This is a genomic window from Halomonas sp. (genome assembly GCF_033549285.1).
Taxonomy (GTDB): Bacteria; Pseudomonadota; Gammaproteobacteria; order Pseudomonadales; family Halomonadaceae; genus Halomonas.
Genome location: NZ_JAWSUJ010000036.1, coordinates 18942 through 37366 on the forward strand (window position 1 = coordinate 18942; position 18425 = coordinate 37366).

Annotated in this window: 17 protein-coding genes; 7 read left to right on the forward strand and 10 right to left on the reverse strand. The window is 65.2% G+C overall.

The genetic code is table 11. From position 1 onward, the window contains the following. Positions 1 to 13 precede the first annotated feature (13 nt). The 3 genes from SCI24_RS10045 (at position 14) to SCI24_RS10055 (ending at position 4496) form a co-directional block, all read left to right on the forward strand. Positions 14 to 1834 carry an ABC transporter ATP-binding protein gene (locus tag SCI24_RS10045; RefSeq protein ID WP_318725232.1) on the forward strand — a complete coding sequence of 607 codons (1821 nt, stop codon included), beginning with the start codon at positions 14 to 16 and terminating at the stop codon, positions 1832 to 1834. Between the two features lie 176 nt (positions 1835 to 2010). Continuing rightward, entirely contained in the window at positions 2011 to 2961 is a 951-nt protein-coding gene (locus tag SCI24_RS10050; protein ID WP_318725233.1) for a hypothetical protein, read from the forward strand. A gap of 278 nt (positions 2962 to 3239) precedes the next feature. Further along, positions 3240 to 4496 (forward strand): O-antigen ligase family protein, encoded by a 1257-nt coding sequence (locus tag SCI24_RS10055; protein ID WP_318725234.1) that lies wholly within the window; start codon positions 3240 to 3242, stop codon positions 4494 to 4496. Positions 4497 to 4533: 37 nt separating this feature from the next. On the opposite strand, the gene SCI24_RS10060 is transcribed toward SCI24_RS10055, so the two are convergent. From SCI24_RS10060 to leuS, 6 genes are all read right to left on the reverse strand, one after another. Continuing rightward, positions 4534 to 4959, reverse strand: coding sequence for a DUF488 domain-containing protein (locus SCI24_RS10060; protein WP_318725235.1), 426 nt, complete (start codon positions 4957 to 4959; stop codon positions 4534 to 4536). 2 nt (positions 4960 to 4961) lie between these two features. Beyond that, positions 4962 to 5864 carry a PA2778 family cysteine peptidase gene (locus tag SCI24_RS10065; protein ID WP_318725236.1) on the reverse strand — a complete coding sequence of 301 codons (903 nt, stop codon included), beginning with the start codon at positions 5862 to 5864 and terminating at the stop codon, positions 4962 to 4964. Positions 5865 to 5941: 77 nt separating this feature from the next. Next, entirely contained in the window at positions 5942 to 6337 is a 396-nt protein-coding gene (locus tag SCI24_RS10070; protein ID WP_318725249.1) for a PA2779 family protein, read from the reverse strand. Between the two features lie 154 nt (positions 6338 to 6491). After that, on the reverse strand, positions 6492 to 7550 hold the full coding sequence (gene holA / locus SCI24_RS10075; protein WP_318725237.1) for a DNA polymerase III subunit delta: 1059 nt from the start codon (positions 7548 to 7550) through the stop codon (positions 6492 to 6494). A 24-nt stretch (positions 7551 to 7574) separates the two neighbouring features. Then, on the reverse strand, positions 7575 to 8066 hold the full coding sequence (gene lptE, locus SCI24_RS10080; RefSeq protein WP_318725238.1) for an LPS assembly lipoprotein LptE: 492 nt from the start codon (positions 8064 to 8066) through the stop codon (positions 7575 to 7577). Between the two features lie 27 nt (positions 8067 to 8093). Further along, positions 8094 to 10688: a leucine--tRNA ligase gene (gene leuS / locus SCI24_RS10085; RefSeq protein ID WP_318725239.1), complete on the reverse strand. Its 2595-nt coding sequence runs from the start codon at positions 10686 to 10688 to the stop codon at positions 8094 to 8096. A gap of 236 nt (positions 10689 to 10924) precedes the next feature. Between leuS and SCI24_RS10090 the strand changes: the two genes are divergently transcribed. Beyond that, a complete protein-coding gene (locus SCI24_RS10090; RefSeq protein WP_318725240.1) occupies positions 10925 to 11443 on the forward strand; it encodes a zinc ribbon-containing protein in 519 nt (172 codons plus the stop codon). A gap of 152 nt (positions 11444 to 11595) precedes the next feature. On the opposite strand, the gene SCI24_RS10095 is transcribed toward SCI24_RS10090, so the two are convergent. The 4 genes from SCI24_RS10095 to SCI24_RS10110 form a co-directional block, all read right to left on the reverse strand. Beyond that, complete coding sequence (locus SCI24_RS10095; protein ID WP_318725241.1) at positions 11596 to 11925, reverse strand: type II toxin-antitoxin system PemK/MazF family toxin; 330 nt, start codon at positions 11923 to 11925, stop codon at positions 11596 to 11598. Then, positions 11909 to 12112 (reverse strand): DUF2281 domain-containing protein, encoded by a 204-nt coding sequence (locus tag SCI24_RS10100; RefSeq protein WP_318725242.1) that lies wholly within the window; start codon positions 12110 to 12112, stop codon positions 11909 to 11911. The genes SCI24_RS10095 and SCI24_RS10100 overlap by 17 nt, the downstream gene beginning before the upstream one ends. Positions 12113 to 12170: 58 nt before the next feature. Next, positions 12171 to 13499 (reverse strand): hypothetical protein, encoded by a 1329-nt coding sequence (locus SCI24_RS10105; RefSeq protein ID WP_318725243.1) that lies wholly within the window; start codon positions 13497 to 13499, stop codon positions 12171 to 12173. Between the two features lie 232 nt (positions 13500 to 13731). Further along, complete coding sequence (locus SCI24_RS10110) at positions 13732 to 14625, reverse strand: LysR family transcriptional regulator (protein WP_318725244.1); 894 nt, start codon at positions 14623 to 14625, stop codon at positions 13732 to 13734. A 288-nt stretch (positions 14626 to 14913) separates the two neighbouring features. Between SCI24_RS10110 and leuC the strand changes: the two genes are divergently transcribed. From leuC to leuB, 3 genes are all read left to right on the forward strand, one after another. Next, positions 14914 to 16365 (forward strand): 3-isopropylmalate dehydratase large subunit, encoded by a 1452-nt coding sequence (leuC, locus tag SCI24_RS10115; RefSeq protein WP_318725245.1) that lies wholly within the window; start codon positions 14914 to 14916, stop codon positions 16363 to 16365. A 3-nt stretch (positions 16366 to 16368) separates the two neighbouring features. Beyond that, positions 16369 to 17022 (forward strand): 3-isopropylmalate dehydratase small subunit, encoded by a 654-nt coding sequence (gene leuD, locus SCI24_RS10120; RefSeq protein ID WP_318725246.1) that lies wholly within the window; start codon positions 16369 to 16371, stop codon positions 17020 to 17022. 174 nt (positions 17023 to 17196) lie between these two features. After that, the gene (leuB, locus tag SCI24_RS10125) at positions 17197 to 18276 is read left to right on the forward strand and encodes a 3-isopropylmalate dehydrogenase (RefSeq protein ID WP_318725247.1); all 1080 of its coding nucleotides are present in this window, start codon (positions 17197 to 17199) and stop codon (positions 18274 to 18276) included. Positions 18277 to 18425 lie beyond the last annotated feature (149 nt).

The following is an 18425-nucleotide window of genomic DNA, read 5'->3' on the forward strand; positions in this document are numbered from 1 at the left end:
CCCAGGAACAGCCATGCCTTCGATTGCCAAGTTGATTGAGCCGCTGAATACCCTGCGGCGAATCTTCCCCATCCTCTGGGCCAGCAGCCGTAAATGGACGCTGATCTCCACCGGCCTGATGGTGCTGGAGATTCTCTTCGGGCTGGGGGTGCTGTTCCTGCTGAAGCAACTCGTCGACGTGGTGACGACGATGCTGGGCAGCGATGCGCCTGCGCAAGGAATTCAGTACGTACTCTGGGCAGTGGCGGCAACCGGCTTCTGCTCGCTGGGGTATCTGGCTGCCCGGGGCTTCTCCGCATTTGCCAGGGAAACCCAGGGATTGCTCGTGGCGGAGCGTATCGACCAGTACATCCACGAGCGTGCCGTGCGCGCGGATCTCGCCTTCTACGAAAGCCCCCGCTATTTCGACACCCTGCAGCGCGCCCGGGAGTCAGGCAACCAGCGGCCAGTGCAAGTCGTCAATAATCTGATGCTGCTGGTAAAGAATACGCTGATGCTGGGCGCTATCGTGGTGCTGCTGGCCACCATCAACTGGATGCTGTTGCCGCTGCTGATCGTGGCCATCGTGCCGGCGCTGTTGGTCAGGTTGCGTTTCACGCGCCGACTCTACGATTGGCAGCGCAAGCGGACCCAGATGGAGCGCCGGGCGGGCTATCTGGACTGGCTGTTGACCTCGGACATCAACGCCAAGGAGCTTCGTCTCAATCAGCTGGGTGACTTTCTTCGCGAACGCTATGCCGAGCTGAGAGCCTTGATTCGCCGGGAAAGGCTGGCGATCAGTCGCCAGCGTACCATTGTCGAGGTGGGTGTGTCGGCGGTAGCCACGTTGGCCTTCTTCTCGGCACTGGGATACTTGGCATGGGAAACCTCGGAAGGTCGCAACAGTGTCGGTGACCTGGTGCTTTTCCTGCTGGTGTTCCAGCGTGCCCAGTCCATGGGACAGGAACTCGTAGGCCAACTCTCCAGGCTTTATGAAGATCATCTGTATATCGGTCTGCTGTTCGAATTTCTCGATGTGCGCCCGGTCATATCGGAGCCCGCCGATCCCAGGCCGTTACCCTCGCGCATGAGCCGGGGGGTGAGCTTCGAGAATGTCAGTTTTTGTTATCCTGGCACCTCCCGGGAAGTTCTTCACAACATCGATCTCACTATCCGGCCAGGGCAGGTCGTGGCGCTGGTGGGGGCCAATGGATCCGGCAAGACATCACTGATCAAGTTGCTCTGTCGCCTCTACGATCCCAGTTCGGGGCGTATCACTCTGGATGGGATCGACGCCCGGGAGTACGCTCTCGACGACTACCGGCGCAAATTCAGTGTGATCTTCCAGGACTATGGCAAGTATGCCGATACCGTGCGCAGCAACATTCGCTACGGTGATATCCGTCAGCCCGAGGATACGCCGCTGGTCGAGGCCGCGGGAGAGAAGTCGGGGGCAGACCCCTTCATTACCTCCTTGCATAGCGGCTACGACACGCCGCTGACCCGCATGTTCGATGATGGCCAGGAACTCAGTATCGGTCAGTGGCAAAAGGTGGCCCTGGCTCGCGCTTTCATGCATCAGTCCGAAGTGATCATCCTCGATGAGCCCACCAGCGCCCTTGATCCTGGGGCCGAGTTTGATCTGTTTGCCAACTTTCGTGAGCGGATCGACCATCGTGCCGCTCTGGTGATCAGTCACCGGCTTTCCACGGTGCGAATGGCAGATTACATCTATGTTCTGGACGACGGGGAAATTCGTGAATCTGGCACCCATGATGAGCTGATACGCCAGGACGGCATGTACTGCGAGTTGTTCAGCCAGCAGGCATATCACTACCGCGAGGTCGAAGCGTGAACAGGTGAACCGCGTGGCATCGTGCATATCGAGATGTATTTCTCGAAGGGACGTGGGTCTTTGCCGCATGAGAAGGGATGATTCGCGTCTCAAGGGCACGTCTTTTCCGTTCTGCACGTCACCGTAATGGATACCGTTCTCGCTCGCGTATCAAATTTCTCAGCATGGAGGAGAGCATGCCCCGCTTCCGCTTGTTTGGCTTCGACACCCTTGCCGATATGGATCTGGCCACGCCCATGGCGGAATCCTCATCAGTTATGGGGCCCGAATTGTCTATTAGGTGTCGTGCTGCTGGCTTGCAGGCCCCTATGGGCAATGTCCTGTATCACAGTAAAAGCCTCAACGCATCGGGAGATCCCTCCGTACAACTGTTCGAGGTGAGTGAGTCTACCTGGTTGATGCGTTTTCCCAAGATTGCAGACTTTTATCTGCGACCGGGAGAGATCGAGTGTCAGATGTTTGATTCAGGCCTCGCTTACATGGTCGATGTTCTGCTGCTGGGGCATGTCATGGCGTGCTACCTGGAGCGTCAGGGCGTCCTGGCACTGCATGCAGGTGCACTCGCTGTCGGCAACCAGGCCGTGCTACTGGCCGGAGACAAGGGGGCGGGCAAGAGCACCATGGTGACCTCCATGGTCGCGGCGGGGTATTCCTTGATGGCAGACGATATCGCCGCCGTGGAGGAAGTCAGAGGGACGGTGCTCTGTCGCTCGGCCTTTCCCCAGGTCAAGCTGACGCCCGAGCAGCTTGAACGCTTCGCTAAGGGGGAAAGCAGGTCATATCCGCGCTTTCACCCGGGCTTTACCAAGCTGAGCGTGCCGGTGGCCGACCTGGGGGCTTTCGATCCCGGGCCTCGCCCGGTGGGAGCGATCTATCTGCTCGAAAGGGGCAGTGACGAGAGCATGCTCATCGAGACACTGCCGCCTGCCAGGGCGGTGGTGGAGCTGGCGAGGCAATCATTCCTCGGTCATATCCTCGATGTTACCCCCATGCTGCGTGATCGCTTCGCCCATCTGGTACGTGTGGTTCGCGCCGTCCCTGTCAAGCGGCTGAGGTATCCCGACGGCCTCCGTCATCTGGTTGACGTGCATGCGGCCATCGAGCGTGACCTGGAGTGTCAGAAGTGACGAGACAGCCAACTTTAGGGTATCGCACCATGCCATGTTCCATTCCTGGGCCGATATTCGGGCCTAGGGCGCGTGCTATGGATGGTGCATGGTTTGGTGCCGCGTGCATCTCAGGCGCTGCCGATGCGGTGCCAGGTATCTCGCGAGAGGCTCGAGGCCGACATGACTATAACTATAGTAGTTGAGCAGTTGCGTCCTGAGGGGCTGCTGACACGGCACGATCCGGTACCGCAAGCCGGTGGCGAGGAGGCATGAGGAGGCTGTGGCAGGACCCGCAAGTGGGGCTACGTGCCCTCCTGCTGCTGCTTTTCATCATCTTGCTGGTGGTGAGGCCCTGGGCACACTGGGGAGTACCCTTGCTGGGGTTAGGGCTGCTGATGCCCGGCACGGTCGCCATCGGGCTGTTGGGTTCAAAGCGAGTTGCTGGCGCGATGCCGATTCACCTCGAGCGCGACGACTGGCTGTGGATCCTGGCACTGCTGGCCTTTGGCGGGTTCTGGTTGCTGGATGTTGCACGCACTGGGCGCTGGCCGTTGGATTCCATCGGATGGGCGATTCCACTGCCGATCTGGCCGCTACTGGCAGTGGTGCTTCTCATATGGTTGCTGCGTTATCCGCCCGGCGTACGCGTATTCTGGGTGGCGGTGTGTGGAGGGGCGCTTGGCGCCGGTGCGGTGGCCCTTTACGAGCGACTGGTGCTGGGGGATGGGCGGGCCAGCAACGACCTGAACGCGATTCCTTTCGGTAACCTGTCCTTGCTACTCGGCGGGCTCTCGCTGCTGGCCCTTCTCTGGTGTCTTCGCCGCGGTCATGCGCGTTCGCTGGTGCTGGCATCCATGGCCCTGCTGGCGGGGGTCTTTGGCATCCTGGGTTCGCTGCTCTCGGGAACTCGCGGTGGCTGGCTGGCGCTGCCCTTCCTTCTGGTACTGTGGTTCCGCACCTCGAGGGACCTGTTGCCGGGCGTCTGGCGATATATCTCGGTTGGACTGGTGGCCTTTGTCATCGCCGGGGCGGTGCTTCTGCCCAGCAGCAACGTGACCCCGCGCCTGGCGGAGGCGGTGAGTGAGGCGCAGCAGCTCCGTGCCGGGGAGGTGCGCGGCTCGGTCGGACTGCGCCTGGAAATGTGGCGCGGTGGCTTGATGCTCTGGAATGAGAAGCCGCTGCTGGGCTGGGGCGAGGGTGGTGTCGTGCCGCGTATCCGCGCCCTGATCGCCGATGACCGGCTCAGTCCTCGGATTGAGAGCTTCAGCCAGATGCATAGCGATCTCATCGATACGGCTGCTCGGCGCGGTTTGTTGGGTGTGACGACGCTGCTGATGCTTTACGGGGTGCCGCTGTGGCTGTTCTGGCGACGCTTGCGATCGGCGGGAAGTGCCGAGACCCAGCTGATGGCCGGGGCCGGCATGATGGTCTGCATCGCCTACATCAATTTCGGACTGAGTCAGTCGATGCTGCGTGACCCCCTGGGGTTGAGCGGCTATCTAGGACTGTGCCTTGCCTGCTGGGTGACGCTGCGTGCCAGCCATCAGGCGTGATGCTTGCCAGCCTGCCCTGCTTCGAACGAGTTCATCGTCATTCCGGCTTGACCTGATCGACGAAGCAGGGTGGAGAGGCCGGTTCACTATCCGCCGCATCCTCCTGATACAGCGCTTGCAGGATGGCCTCGCCGAGGATCGGGAGATGTGACCCCTCCAGGTCGCGAGCCGCCGAGAGCAGCGTCAGCCGACCTTGTCGGGCGTGTCGCATCAGCGGAATCAGATTCTCCGGCGCTTCACGGAGTTCTCCTCGGTAGCGGGTGAAAAACACTTCCGCGCTGATCTCACCCAGATGATACTGGCGACGCAGGGCGGGCGAGGGGGACGCATCTCGGTACCAGTCGGTCAACGCCAGGCTCTCGCGGCGCTTGCCGCGTGGCCAGAGGCGATCGACCAGTATCCGCGCACCATCCTCGATGGTAATAGGCTGGTAGATCCTCTTGAACACGATGTCATAGGTCATCGCTACTCGCCTCCCGTCTTCAGGTCATCGAGGGCTTGCCGGGCCTGCTCCTGCCAGGTGCCGGGGAGTGCGGCAGCTCGCTGCAGGGCCTCGTGCGCCTTGTCGCCTTCCCCCAGATCGCGATGCAACAGGCCCAGGTTGAGCCAGGCGACGGCAAGGTCGGAATCCGCTTTCACGGCATCCTCGAAGGCCCCGATGGCGCCCTGGCTGTCACCGCTGGCGTGACGGGCATTGCCCAGCCCGAAGTGACCCATGGCCGATCCCGGGTGCCGGTCAACGAGCGCCTCCCAGGCGGGTAGCGCGGTCTTGGCTCCCTGTACGCGCTCGAAGTCGGCGATGGCGTCCAGGGCAGCCTTGGCGTCAGTGGTGGCGGGCAGTTCGCCCGGAGGCAAGGCGACGAAGGCCCAGCGATCGCTTCGGGCCCAGGTGGCATCGAACCGCTTGAAGGACTCGACGCGCTCCGGCTCCATGCCGCTGTGCAGGATCAGCGTCTCATCGTCCAGGTCGAAGCCGATGGCCACAGCGTAGTGCCAGACTGGCCAGGCGGGCAGGGAGAGGTTCTGCATCACCACCACCGGATGGCCGGCGTCGATCTCGGTGAGCAGGGCACCGAGGTTGCCGTCGATCATGAAGGGAATGCGGCCGTGGCGACGCACCGTGCCCAGCATCTCGGGCTGGACGCTACCCTCTCGCCCGGGCAGGAAGACCTGAGGGATCAGGGTGTCGACCTTCGCGGGCACCCCGGAGGCGTTGAGCACCATGGCCAGCGAGGCGGGGCCACACTGGTAATCGCGTTGCCCATGGAAGGGGATCTCCTCGAGCAGCGCCCGGCGGGGGAGTTCGCGTTCGGTGGTGTCGGCGAGCTGCGGGGTAGAGGCGCAGCCCGCCAGAGTCAGGAGCAGCACCAACGCAAGAACGCCCGCGGCGCGGGCGTTCCTGGCATGCGGCTGCCTGTCATGGCAGTGCATCATGGGGTTCGTGCTCAGCGGGTGAAGGGGAAGACATTGGTCAGGCCGAGGATGTCGGTGACCAGCAAGATCACGAAGACGGCGAACAGGGCACCGACCACGCTGGCACCGGCCGGCAGCTGCTCGAGCTGATCGGCCATCTGGGCGGCTTCCGCATCGGAGAGGGCGGCCACGCGGGCTTCCACTTCGGCGGGGTCGACGCCCTGGGCGACGAGCTGCTCCTGGACGTCGTCACGGGCTAGGATCTCGTGGATCCGTTCCCGGTCCCCCTGGGTGCGTTCGACGCTCAGGGCATCCTGGGTAGTGACCAGGCCACTTCCCGGGCTGGCCGGCGCAGCGGCCACCGGGAGGCTGCCCAGCACCAGGGCGGCAATCAGCAGCGGGCTGAGGTAACGGCAGATCTTCTTCATCATGTCGGTGTTCCTTCTTCTTGGGTTGGGCTTCCGGCTCCAGGGTTCGGCGTACCTGCCTCCTTGCAGGTCGCCGAATCCACGATGCCCGTCCAGTATAGGACGGAATGATGTGAAATTTCATGCCCTTGTGGGAGGGGAGTTGGGTGCCAGGTCAGCCTATGCGGTAGGACGAGGGCAGCTCGGCCAGCAGGCCGCGACCGCCGGCCAGGGTCAGGGCCAGGTCATGGAGGCCATCCCACAGCGGCACGCGGCTGCCCCCCTTGATCGCCAGGTCCAGGCGCTGGGCGAAGAGCAGCAGCTTGTGCAGCCGCTTGAGCGGTAGGCGGGCGAGGGCCTGCTGGTAGGCGGGACGGCGCTTCTCGAAGATCGGCGGCTTCTGGGCCTTGCAGGCATGCTCCAGGCTCTGGCCCTGATCGAGGTGCTGCTGGAGGGAGAGAAGGAGGCGCAGTTCCCGGGACAGCGCCCAGAGCACGATGGGCGCCTCGACCCCCTCGCCGCGCAGGCCGGCCATGATCCTTGTGACTCGAGACCGCTCGCCCTTGAGACAGGCGTCCATCAGGGTGAAGACGTCATAGCGGGCGCTGTCCTCCACGCCGCCCGCCACTTCCCGGGGGCCGACCCGCGCGCCCGCCGGCAGCAGCAGGGCCAGCTTCTGCAACTCCTGGTCGGCGGCGAGCAGGTTGCCCTCGGTGCGCTCGCCGAGAAGTCTTGCGGCATCGAGGTCCAGGGAGAGGCCGTGGCGGGAGGCTCGGTCCCGCAGCCAGAAGCCCAGTCGTGAGGGATCCACCGGCCAGACCGGTACGAAGAGCCCGAGTTTGTCCAGGGCCTTGAACCAGGCGCTCTTCTGCTCGCGATAGTCCAGCTTGCCGGTCGAAAGCAGCAGGACATCATCGCTGCCCTTGAGTGACTCGGCGTAGTCACGAAGTGCCTTGGCGCCTTCCTGGCCGGGCTTGCCACTGCCCAGCCGCACTTCGATGAGCCGCCGCGTGGCGAACAGCGAGAGGCTGGCGGCGGCCTCGGTGAGGCGTCCCCAGGCGAAGTTGGCCTCCACGTGCAGGACCTCGCGCTCATCGACACCGGCCTGGCGAGCGGCAGCGCGCACGGCATCGCAGGCCTCCATGTGCTGCAGCGGTTCCTCGCCGGCGACGATCACCACCGGGGGGAGCTTCTTGGCCAACGCATCCTCGAGCTTGTCGGCGAATACCTTCACGACAGTACCTTCACGAAAGCCCCTTCACTGCGGATCCAACGCCCGCAGGCGGTCCATCAGCTGACGCACGGCCTGGTCGCGCAGCCGCTCGCGCGTGGCCTCGCGCAGGTCGTCCTGGGCCAGAAGCTCATCATCGTTGACCGTCAGTCGCTCGCTGACTTCCAGGCGCTGCTGGTCGAGCAAGTAGGCGCCATCGGCGCGTCGCTGCACCGAGAAGGGCACCTCCAGGCTCATCTCCAGGTCACGGGGACCGCTGTCGAGCACGCTCAGGCGCCGCTCACTGAAGCGTTCCACGCCCAGGTTGAGCACCTGCTCCGCCTGCCCATCGATCCGGGTACCGGCATCCTCCAGGCGGCGGGCGACCAGCCGAGCCAGCTCACTTTCCTCGCCCTCCAGGGCCAGGGCATCGATGGCCACCACCGGCTGGTCGAGGCCGCGCAGGCGAAAGCCGCAGCCTGCCAGCGCCAGGGAGGCGCCGGCGGCGAGGCCGAGTTGCAGTAGGGTTCGGCGCTGCATGGGGCTCTCCGTGTCAGGGTGCGGCGTTCAGCCCACCACGATGTTGACCAGCTTGCCGGGCACCACGATCACCTTGCGGACCGTCTTGCTGTCGGTGTGGCGCTGCACGTTCTCCGCCGCCAGCGCCTGGGCCTCGATGGCCTCCTTGGTGGCGGAGACCTCGACCTCGATGCGCGCGCGCAGCTTGCCGTTCACCTGCACGACCAGCTCGATGGTGTCGCGCTCCAGGGCGGACTCGTCGACCTGTGGCCAGCGGGCATCGATCGCCGGCTCGTCATGGCCCAGCGCCTGCCACAGCGTGTGGCAGGCGTGGGGGGTGATCGGCGCGAGCAGCAGCACGCAGGCTTCCACCGCCTCACGGGCCACGGCCAGCCCCTGGGGCGAGGTGTCCTCGAACTTCGAGAGGGCGTTGGTCAGCTCCATCACCGCGGCGATGGCGGTGTTGAAGGTGGTGCGCCGGCCGATGTCGTCGCCGGCCTTCCTGATGGTCTCGTGGGTCTTGCGACGCAACTCGCGCTGCGCGTCGTCCAAGGCATCGAGGTCGAGGGTGCCGGGCTCTCCGGCCGCAAGGTGCTCGCTGACCAGGCGCCACAGGCGCTTGAGGAAGCGATGGGCCCCCTCGACGCCGGCGTCAGACCACTCCAGGGACTGCTCCGGCGGGGCGGCGAACATCATGAACAGGCGCACGGTGTCGGCACCGAAGCGGTCGATCATGGATTGCGGGTCGACGCCGTTATTCTTGGACTTGGACATCTTCTCGATGCCGCCCATCTCCACCGGCGCCCCGTCGCTTGCCAGCACGGCGCTGACCGGGCGGCCCTTGTCGTCGCGCTGGACCTCGACGTCGGCGGGGTTGAACCACGCCTTGCCGCCGTTCTCGGTGGGGCGGTAGTAGGTCTCGGCGATCACCATGCCCTGGGTGAGCAGGCGCTGGAAGGGCTCGTCGCTCTTCACCAGCCCCAGGTCGCGCATCAGCTTGGTGAAAAAGCGGGCGTAGAGCAGGTGCAGGATGGCGTGCTCGATGCCGCCGATGTACAGATCCACCGGCAGCCAGTAGTCGACCCGCTCGTCGAGCATCGCTTCCATGTTGTCGGCGCAGCAGAAGCGCGCGAAGTACCAGGAGGACTCCATGAAGGTGTCGAAGGTGTCGGTCTCGCGCGTCCAGCCGTCGCCCAGGTCATAGAATTCCGGCATGCGCTTGAGCGGCGACCCGGTGGCGTCGACGGTGACCTCCATGGGCAGGGCCACCGGGAGTTCCTCGTCGGTGAGCGGCACGGTCTGGCCCTCGGGGCCGTACTTGACCGGGATCGGCGCACCCCAGTAGCGCTGGCGGGCCACGCCCCAGTCGCGCAGGCGGAAGTTGGTCTTCACCTCGCCGCGACCCAGCTCCTCGAGCCGGGCGGCGATGGCATCGAACGCCGCCTCGAAGTCCAGGCCGTCGAATTCGCCGGAGTGGATCAGGGTGCCGTAGTCGTCATGGGCGCCCTGGGAGAGGTCCGGCGCCTGGCCGCTCTCGTCGGCGATGACCGCCTCGATGGGCAGGCCGTACCTGGTGGCGAACTCCCAGTCGCGCTGGTCGTGGCCGGGCACGGCCATGACGGCGCCGGTGCCGAACTCCATCAGCACGAAGTTGGCCACGTAGACCGGGACCTCGCGGCCGGTGAGGGGATGCACGGCCAGGTGGCCGGTGGGCATGCCCTTCTTCTCGCGGGTAGCCAGCTCGGCTTCCGAGGTGCCGCCACGGGCGCACTCGGCGCAGAAGTCGGCCAGCGCCTCGTTGCGCTCGGCGGCCTGCTTCGCCAGCGGATGGTCGGCGGCCACGGCCATGTAGGTGACGCCCATCAGGGTGTCGGGGCGCGTGGTGTAGACTGCGAGCGGACCCTCGACGGCCTCGAGGCCGGAGCCCTCGGCGGGCTTGATGTCAAAGGAGAGTTCGACGCCGCGCGACTTGCCGATCCAGTTGCGCTGCATGGTCTTGACCTGCTCGGGCCAGTCGATGCGCTCCAGGTCGGCCAGCAGTTCCTCGGCGTAGTCGGTGATCTTGAGAAACCACAGCGGGATCTCCTTGCGCTCCACCTGGGCGCCGGAGCGCCAGCCGCGCCCCTCGATCACCTGCTCGTTGGCCAGCACCGTCTGGTCCACCGGGTCCCAGTTGACGGTGGACATCTTCTTGTAGACCAGGCCCTTCTCCACCAGTTTGGTGAAGAACCATTGCTCCCAGCGGTAGTAGTCGACATCGCAGGTGGCGAACTCGCGGCTCCAGTCGTAGGCGAAACCCAGCGCCTTGAGCTGGCGGCGCATGTAGTCGATGTTGTCGTAGGTCCACTTGGCCGGCGGTACCCGGTTCTGGATCGCGGCGTTCTCCGCCGGCATGCCGAAGGCGTCCCAGCCCATGGGCTGCATGACGTTCTTGCCCTGCATGCGCTGGTAGCGGGAGACCACGTCGCCGATGGTGTAGTTGCGCACATGCCCCATGTGCAGCTTGCCGCTGGGGTAGGGGAACATCGACAGGCAGTAGAACTTCTCGCGGCTGGCGTCTTCCACCGCCTTGAAGCACTGGTTCTCGTCCCAGAACTGCTGGGCGTCGCGTTCGGTCTCGTGGGGCTTGTACTGTGCGTCCATCGCTCTCTTCGGGTACCTTGAAAGTCGAGCGCAGCGGCGTGGCGCTGCGCATGTCAGCGGCCCTTGTCCGGCGTCAAGATCCGGCGCCGTGGCGGCGCGAAACCATTGAATTTCCGGCGGGATGTCGTCTAAATGGCATTACTGGCTGGCCGCTAGGATACCCCAGCACGGCGGCCGGCGGCTACGGGGCAGCGCCGGCTGACCGGCAGGCCCCATCGCGATTCGAGGAGATCAGCATGACCGAGCACAAGGACCCGCACCACGAACACCGCCTTCGCGAGGCCTACGAGCGCATGCTCGACCGGCTGCGCGAGGGAGCCGACGAGCTCACCTGGGAGAACCTGCAGCAGGAGCTCGACGAGGCGGTGGAGTTCGAGGCCGAGCTGGAGGAGTTCACCAAGGACGAGCTGTCGCTGCTGCGCGCCTGGGTCGAGCGCGACCTCAAGGAGATGCGTCGCTATCTCAATGCCGGGGGCGAGAGCGTGGCCACCTGGCTGGGGATCGACCTTTCCATGCTGTCACGCAAGGTGGTGGAGTCGCTGCTCTCCATCGCTGATCGCAGCGTGATCGAGCGGGAACAGCTCGAGGATGACCTGGAGGCGTCCCGCGCCGACTATGTCGCCGGCGAGATGGCCGCCCCCGGGCGCATGGCCTGCGTGCACTGCGATGCCATCGTCGAGCTGGAGGGGGTGACCCGCATCGAGCCCTGTCACCAGTGTGGCCATCGCTACTTCGTGCGTGCGCCGAAGGTGTAGGTTCTCCCCGCGATGGGGCAGACCCCCACCCCCGCTTCGCGGCGGTTCGGCGCTCCGACTTCAGATCCGGTTCGACGCCTCGACGATGGCGCCGCCAGGCGCCTCGCGACATTGTCCATCGCTTAGCAGGTAGGGACTGCTGGGGTTGGGATCTATGTGCAGACGAAGTGCTTGCAGAACTTTTGATGCACAAGCGAATAGCATGCGGGCGTCAATTGGCCGAATCGATTGACGACCAAAGCAGTACTTAACGTATAGACCTTGTCGATACGTATCCAGCTTGCCTTGGGCATCTTGCCTTCTTGTAAGTCTTCTTGCGTGATGGCCACAGCAAAATGCTTCTGCGGACGAGAAGTGATGGCAAGGCAGGGGAAGTCGTTCCGCTGATCAGGCTCACCCAGCACCAGCACGGGACGACGCTTCGTTGTTTGCAGATCAGAGAAAGGGAAGGGAATCAGGACTACATCACCTGGCTGATACATCGTTCCAGGCCTCGTCGTCCTGATTGTCCCAGATGCCTTGCAGGCTGGTTTGCTGCGCAAGAATCAGACTTTCCTCTTCTGCTCCCTCGTTCTTCTTCCGAAGGAAGTGAGCGAAATCGAGAACTTCCTGCTGCAAGGCGGGGGGCAGATGTCGGAGCTCATCCAATATTTGTTCGGCAGTTCCCATCCTTTGACTCCAGTCCGGAACAGTTTTCGGGGATTGCCATGACAGTTTATCAGCCTCCTCACAGGCCTGCCTCCATCACCAGGATGGCACCTACCACCAGCAGCGTCATGATGGCGGCATAGCCCAGGTTGTGGTGCATCATCGTGGTCCCGCTGACGCCATAGCGCCCCTGCAGCGAGAGGTTGATGCCAGAGAGGGGGCCGACGCTGGTGCCCACTGCCCAGGAGGCCAGGGCCACGAAGGCGAACAGGGTCTGGCGCCCGGCCTCCAGGTCGAGTATCGAGGCGAGGACCGACACGCCGATGATGGGATGCAGGCCGGCCACGGCACTGACGACGATGGCCAGGAAGCTGGCGGTGGCCTCCAGTGGGCCGAAGTGGACAAAGAGCGTCCAGGTGCTGCCCGTGGCGGCAGTGATGAAGCTCGAGAGCCCCTGGGTCAGCAGTCCCGCGCAGAGGAACAGCGAGATCTCCCCACGCATGGCCGGCAGCCGGGTGAGGGTGTGCTGGTGGACCCGGTGCAGTGTCCAGCGCGGCCCGCGAGGCAGGTTGGAGAGAAGTGCCACGCCCGGCAGCAGGAAGGTGATGATGCTGACGATGGAGAGGCTGGGCGTGATGAGGTAGTGGAAGAGCATCACCAGGGCCGCCATGCTCACCGGCATCAGCAGGCTGCGCGGCGAGAGCGAGAAGCCGGCGGTGTCGGCCAGCTCGAAGCGTCGCGAGAGCTCCCCGACCGTCAGCATGCCCGACACCAGGGCAAGCGGCAGGCCGAAGGCGAGGATCGTGGCGTAGTGCATCGCCGGCGCCAGGGTCATCACTACCCCCATGGAGGCGAAGAAGGGCGACCAGAGGGCGGCGCTGGAGAGGCCGCGGTTGAGGCCCAGCAGCTGGGGCGTGGAGAGCGGGGCACGGCGTTCCAGACGATCGCCGACCATGAACACCGTGGAGAGGTTGAGGATCGAGCCGAGCAGGTGGATCCCCAGCCAGGTGCCCAGCATGCCGCGGGTACCTGTCAAGGCCTTGCCCGGGGGGCGTGACCGTCCGCGCAGGTTGCCGATCAGGCCGATGAAACTGACCCCGACCAACATGGCGACCACGTAGGTATTGCCGTCGAGGATGCCCGGCCAGTCGATCGTAGCGCCGTGCCAAACGCGCGCCAGCACCAGTAGCCCCAGGCCAAGGGCGGCGAGTATCCCCGCCTGGCGCCGGGTGCGATGGGGGATATCCAACCACAGCAGGGCCGTGGCCAGCCACAGGCAGTAGCTCACCGCATGTGCCAGTGGAAAAAGGTTCGTGAACTGCGCTACCTGCAGGGCCAGGCCGGCAAGGATCAGCCCGCCGGCCAGGGCGTGGCGGGGAACGATGGTCGCCGCGTTAGTCTCCGACACGGAACTGGAATCCTCGTGCAAATAGTGAGCAGTCTAAACAATCCGCCGCGAGGTTGTCCTGGGCGCCTGGTGGCGGTGCCATCGTCGAGGCGTCGAACCGGATCTGAAGTCGGAGCGCCGAACCGTTGCTCCCACAGCAGAATCACAGTCCAGTGGTTTTGTGGGAGCGATCGCTTGCGTCGCGATCCGTCGCGCAGCGGCGGTGAGGTTGTGGTGCGATGGCCCGATGTGCTCAGCCCCACTCCCTGGCCGCCGGCTCGCGGGCGGCGTCGAGCTGGGCCAGCATGGCCCGCGCTGGATTGGAGAGGGTGCGGCTGCGATGCACGATATAGCCCAGGGGCCGGTGGATGGGCGGGTGGACGACCTCCAGCTCGTGCAGTTCGCCGGCCACCATGCGTTCGGGCAGCAGGCTCCAGCCCAGACCGATCGCGGTCATCATCTTCAGCGTCTCCAGGTAGTTGGTGGAGAGCGCCACCGGCAGGTCCAGCCCGGCGGAGGCGAAGCGTGACTCGACCAGGCCGCGCGTGAAGGTCATCGGGCCGGGCAGTACCGCGTCGAAGGCACACAGCTCCTGGAGGGCTAGGCGCCCATGCCCGGCGAGGGGGTGGTCGTGGCCACAGACGAAGCACAGCCGGTCGATCCATACCGGCACCACCCGGAGCTGCGCGTCAGGGTGCGGTGCCAGGGTGACCACCGCCATCTCCAGCTCGCCATCCAGGACCCCCTGGTAGGCCTGCTCGGAATCCAGGAAGTGCAGGTCGAGCCGTACCTCGGGGTGTTCGCGGGTATAGGCCTGCAGCAGCGGGGGGAGGCGGTGCAGGCCGACATGGTGGCTGGTGGCCAGCGTCAGGCTGCCGGCGACGCTGCCCTCGAGGTTGCCCAGCGCCCGGCGGCTGTCGTCGACCATCACCAGGATCTGTCGCGCCCGGGGCAGCAGGACCCGGCCGGCCTCGGTGAGGCTCACGCGCCGGCCGATGCGGTCGAACAGCCGGGCGTCGATCTGGCCCTCCAGCACGGCGATGCGCTTGCTGACCGCCGGCTGGGTGAGGTGCAGCTGCTCGGCGGCGCGGGAGAAGCTGCCGCTGTCGGCCACGGCGAGAAAGGCCTGCAGGCTCTGCGTATCCATGGGCGGCTCTCTGGCGAGGTTTTCGGATTCCTGAAAGGAATCCAATCCATAAATAACATGAATTGATTTTATGGGCGAGGGGCGGGAGACTGGACACATAGCGCCCAGCGCCGAGCAAAAGCGGCGCCGGGGGACAGACCGGAAAGGAGGTCCTATGCCAGGGATGGCATCGGTAGCGTACAGGGAAGTATTCACAGCGCCTCCTTGGAGGTCTGCCCCCGGTAAAGCCGCGGTGGTGGTGCAATTCCGAGACCGGACACGATAGGGCCCAAGGCCCGGGAGAACGATATGGCAGGCCAGACACTCTACGACAAGCTGTGGTCGCAACACCTCGTCAAGGAGCGTGGTGACGGCACCGCGCTGATCTACATCGACCGTCAACTGCTCCACGAGGTGACCTCCCCCCAGGCCTTCGAGGGGCTGCGCCTGGCGGGACGCAAGCCGTGGCGCATCGATGCCAACCTGGCCACCCCGGACCACAACGTGCCCACCACGCTCAAGGAGCGCGCCGAGGGCAACGCCGGCATCAAGGACCCGGTGTCGCTGATCCAGGTGCAGACCCTCGACGATAATTGCGTCGAGTTCGGCATCGAGGAGTACAAGATCAACGACCCGCGCCAGGGCATCGTCCACGTGGTGGGCCCGGAGCAGGGCGCGACCCTGCCGGGGATGACCGTGGTGTGCGGCGATTCCCACACCGCCACCCACGGTGCCTTCGCCGCCCTGGCCCACGGCATCGGCACCTCCGAGGTGGAGCACGTGCTCGCTACCCAGTGCCTGCTGGCCCAGAAGATGAAGAACATGCAGGTGCGCGTCGAGGGTGAGCTCGGCACCGGCGTCACCGCCAAGGATATCGTGCTGGCCATCATCGGCCGGATCGGTACCGCCGGCGGTACCGGCTATGCCATCGAGTTCGCCGGCAGCGCCATCCGCGAGCTTTCCATGGAAGGCCGGATGACGGTGTGCAACATGGCCATCGAGGCGGGGGCCAGGGTCGGGTTGATCGCCGTGGACGACACCACCATCGACTACCTGCGTGATCGCCACTACGCCCCGACGGGTGAGCAGTGGGACGCCGCGGTGGCCGACTGGCGCCACCTGGTCTCCGATGCCGAGGCCGCCTTCGACAAGGTGGTGACCCTGGATGCCGCCGAGATCGAGCCGCAGGTCTCCTGGGGCACCAGTCCCGAGATGGTCACCGGCATATCCGGCGAGGTCCCGGATCCGGCAGAGGCCGGCGACGAGACCATGCAGCGTGGCTATACCCGGGCGCTCGAGTACATGGGGCTCGCACCTCATCAGAAGATCACCGATATCCGTCTCGACAAGGTGTTCATCGGCTCCTGCACCAACTCGCGCATCGAGGACCTGCGCGAGGCGGCCAAGGTGGCGCGCGGCAAGAAGGTCGCCGACTCCATCAAGCTGGCCATGGTGGTGCCGGGCTCCGGCCTGGTGAAGCGCCAGGCCGAGGCGGAGGGTCTTGACAAGGTGTTCATCGAGGCGGGCTTCGAGTGGCGCGAGCCGGGCTGCTCCATGTGCCTGGCCATGAACGCCGACAAGCTGGGGGCCGGCGAGCACTGCGCCTCAACCTCCAACCGCAACTTCGAGGGTCGCCAGGGTTTCGGCGGACGCACCCACCTGGTCAGCCCGGCCATGGCGGCGGCCGCGGCCATCGCCGGTCACTTCGTGGATGTCAGGCAGCTTGCCGCCAATGACGATGCCCAGGCACAGGAGGCCTGAACGATGAAGAAGTTTGAACGCACCGAAGGCCTCGTCGCCCCCCTCGACCGGGCCAATGTCGACACCGACCTGATCATTCCCAAGCAGTTCCTGAAGTCGATCAAGCGCACCGGCTTCGGCGTCAACCTCTTTGATGAGCTGCGCTACCTCGACGAGGGGCAGCCCGGGCAGGATGTCTCGCAGCGCCCGAAGAACCCCGACTTCGTGCTGAATCAGCCGCGCTATGAGGGCGCCAGCGTGCTGCTGACGCGTCGCAACTTCGGTTGCGGCAGCTCGCGCGAGCACGCGCCCTGGGCCCTGGAGGACTTCGGCTTCCGCGTGGTGATCGCGCCGAGCTTCGCCGACATCTTCTACAACAACGCCTTCAAGAACGGCCTGCTGCTGGTGACCCTGCCCGAGGAGACCGTGGACCGCCTGTTCGCCGAGGTCGAGGCGAACGAGGGCTACCGGCTCGACGTGGACCTGGAGAACCAGCGGGTGATCACGCCGTCCGGCGAGATCATCGAGTTCGAGGTGGACGAGTTCCGCAAGCACTGCCTGCTGGAAGGCCTGGACGACATCGGGCTTACGCTGAAGGACGAGGACGCCATCCGCGAATTCGAGGCGAAGCATCGCGCGGCGCGGCCCTGGCTGTTTCGCGATTCCGCTCAGGCTTGACACCCTCTCACACCCTTGCCGCCGGGAACGTGGGCTGATCCGGCGGCAGGCCTACGAGGAGGCGCTGTGAATACTTCCCTGTACGCTACCGATGCCATCCATGGCATAGGACCTCCTCTTCGGCCTGCCCCCGGCACTCTTGTTACCCGGCTGTAGTCGCACATGGACCAAGTAATGACTCAGAAGATTCTGGTACTGCCGGGGGACGGCATCGGCCCCGAGATCACCGCCCAGGCCAGCCGCATCCTGGCGGCCTGCCAGGCCCGCGGCCTGGATGTCGAGGTCGAGGAGGGGCTGCTGGGCGGTGCCGCCTATGACGCTCACGGCGAGCCGCTGCCCGCCGAGACCCTCGAGAAGGCCAAGGCGGCCCGTGCGATCCTGCTGGGCGCCGTGGGCGGCCCCAAGTGGGACAGGATCGAGGATCTCAGCAAGCGCCCGGAAAAGGGCCTGCTCGGCGTGCGCAAGCAACTGGGCCTGTTCGGAAACCTGCGCCCGGCCATTACCTACCCGCAGCTGGCCTCCGCCTCGAGCCTCAAGCCCGAACTGGTCGCCGGTCTCGATATCATGATCGTGCGCGAGCTCACCGGCGGCATCTACTTCGGCCAGCCGCGTGGCATCGAGGAGCGTGACGGCGAGCGGGTCGGGTTCAATACCTACGTCTATTCCGAGAGCGAGATCGAGCGCATCGGTCGCGTCGCCTTCGAGATGGCGCAGAAGCGCGGCAAGAAGCTCTGCAGCGTCGACAAGGCCAACGTGCTCGAGGTCACCATCCTGTGGCGCGAGGTGATGGAGCGCCTGGCGCCGGAGTATCCGGACGTCGAGCTCTCGCACATGTACGTCGACAACGCCGCCATGCAGCTGGTGCGTGCCCCCAAGCAGTTCGATGTCGTGGTCACCGGCAACATGTTTGGCGACATCCTCTCCGACGCCGCCGCCATGCTCACCGGCTCCATCGGCATGCTGCCTTCCGCTTCTCTCAACGAGAGCGGCCAGGGCATGTACGAGCCTTGCCACGGCAGCGCGCCGGACATCGCCGGCCAGGGCATCGCCAACCCGCTGGCCACCATCCTCTCGGTGGCCATGATGCTGCGCTACTCCCTGGATGAGCCGGCGTTGGCACGACGCATCGAGGACGCGGTGGGCAAGGTGCTGGACGATGGCCTGAGAACCGCCGATATTGCCTCGGAGGGGACGCATACCGTTTCCACTGCCGAGATGGGGGATGCCGTACTGGCGGCCTTCGAGGCGATTTAAGCGGACAAGCGCCAAGCAGCCAGGAAAAACCTCCAGACGAGTCGCCTGCTGGAGGTTTTTTCTTGTTGCCATATTGGTGCGCGAGCACCATCCTGCTTGGCGCTTGGCGCTTGGCGCTTGGCGCTTGGCGCTTGGCGCTTGGCGCTTGG

Excerpts from the sequence above, each read along its gene's own strand:
- leuC (WP_318725245.1), top strand. The coding sequence starts at position 14,914 with ATGGCAGGCCAGACACTCTACGACAAGCTGTGGTCGCAACACCTCGTC.
- leuS (WP_318725239.1), bottom strand. The coding sequence starts at position 10,688 with ATGGACGCACAGTACAAGCCCCACGAGACCGAACGCGACGCCCAGCAG.
- leuD (WP_318725246.1), top strand. The coding sequence starts at position 16,369 with ATGAAGAAGTTTGAACGCACCGAAGGCCTCGTCGCCCCCCTCGACCGG.
- SCI24_RS10070 (WP_318725249.1), bottom strand. The coding sequence starts at position 6,337 with ATGAAGAAGATCTGCCGTTACCTCAGCCCGCTGCTGATTGCCGCCCTG.
- leuB (WP_318725247.1), top strand. The coding sequence starts at position 17,197 with ATGACTCAGAAGATTCTGGTACTGCCGGGGGACGGCATCGGCCCCGAG.
- SCI24_RS10060 (WP_318725235.1), bottom strand. The coding sequence starts at position 4,959 with ATGACCTATGACATCGTGTTCAAGAGGATCTACCAGCCTATTACCATC.
- SCI24_RS10090 (WP_318725240.1), top strand. The coding sequence starts at position 10,925 with ATGACCGAGCACAAGGACCCGCACCACGAACACCGCCTTCGCGAGGCC.
- SCI24_RS10050 (WP_318725233.1), top strand. The coding sequence starts at position 2,011 with ATGCCCCGCTTCCGCTTGTTTGGCTTCGACACCCTTGCCGATATGGAT.
- SCI24_RS10100 (WP_318725242.1), bottom strand. The coding sequence starts at position 12,112 with ATGGGAACTGCCGAACAAATATTGGATGAGCTCCGACATCTGCCCCCC.
- SCI24_RS10110 (WP_318725244.1), bottom strand. The coding sequence starts at position 14,625 with ATGGATACGCAGAGCCTGCAGGCCTTTCTCGCCGTGGCCGACAGCGGC.
- SCI24_RS10045 (WP_318725232.1), top strand. The coding sequence starts at position 14 with ATGCCTTCGATTGCCAAGTTGATTGAGCCGCTGAATACCCTGCGGCGA.
- lptE (WP_318725238.1), bottom strand. The coding sequence starts at position 8,066 with ATGCAGCGCCGAACCCTACTGCAACTCGGCCTCGCCGCCGGCGCCTCC.
- SCI24_RS10095 (WP_318725241.1), bottom strand. The coding sequence starts at position 11,925 with ATGTATCAGCCAGGTGATGTAGTCCTGATTCCCTTCCCTTTCTCTGAT.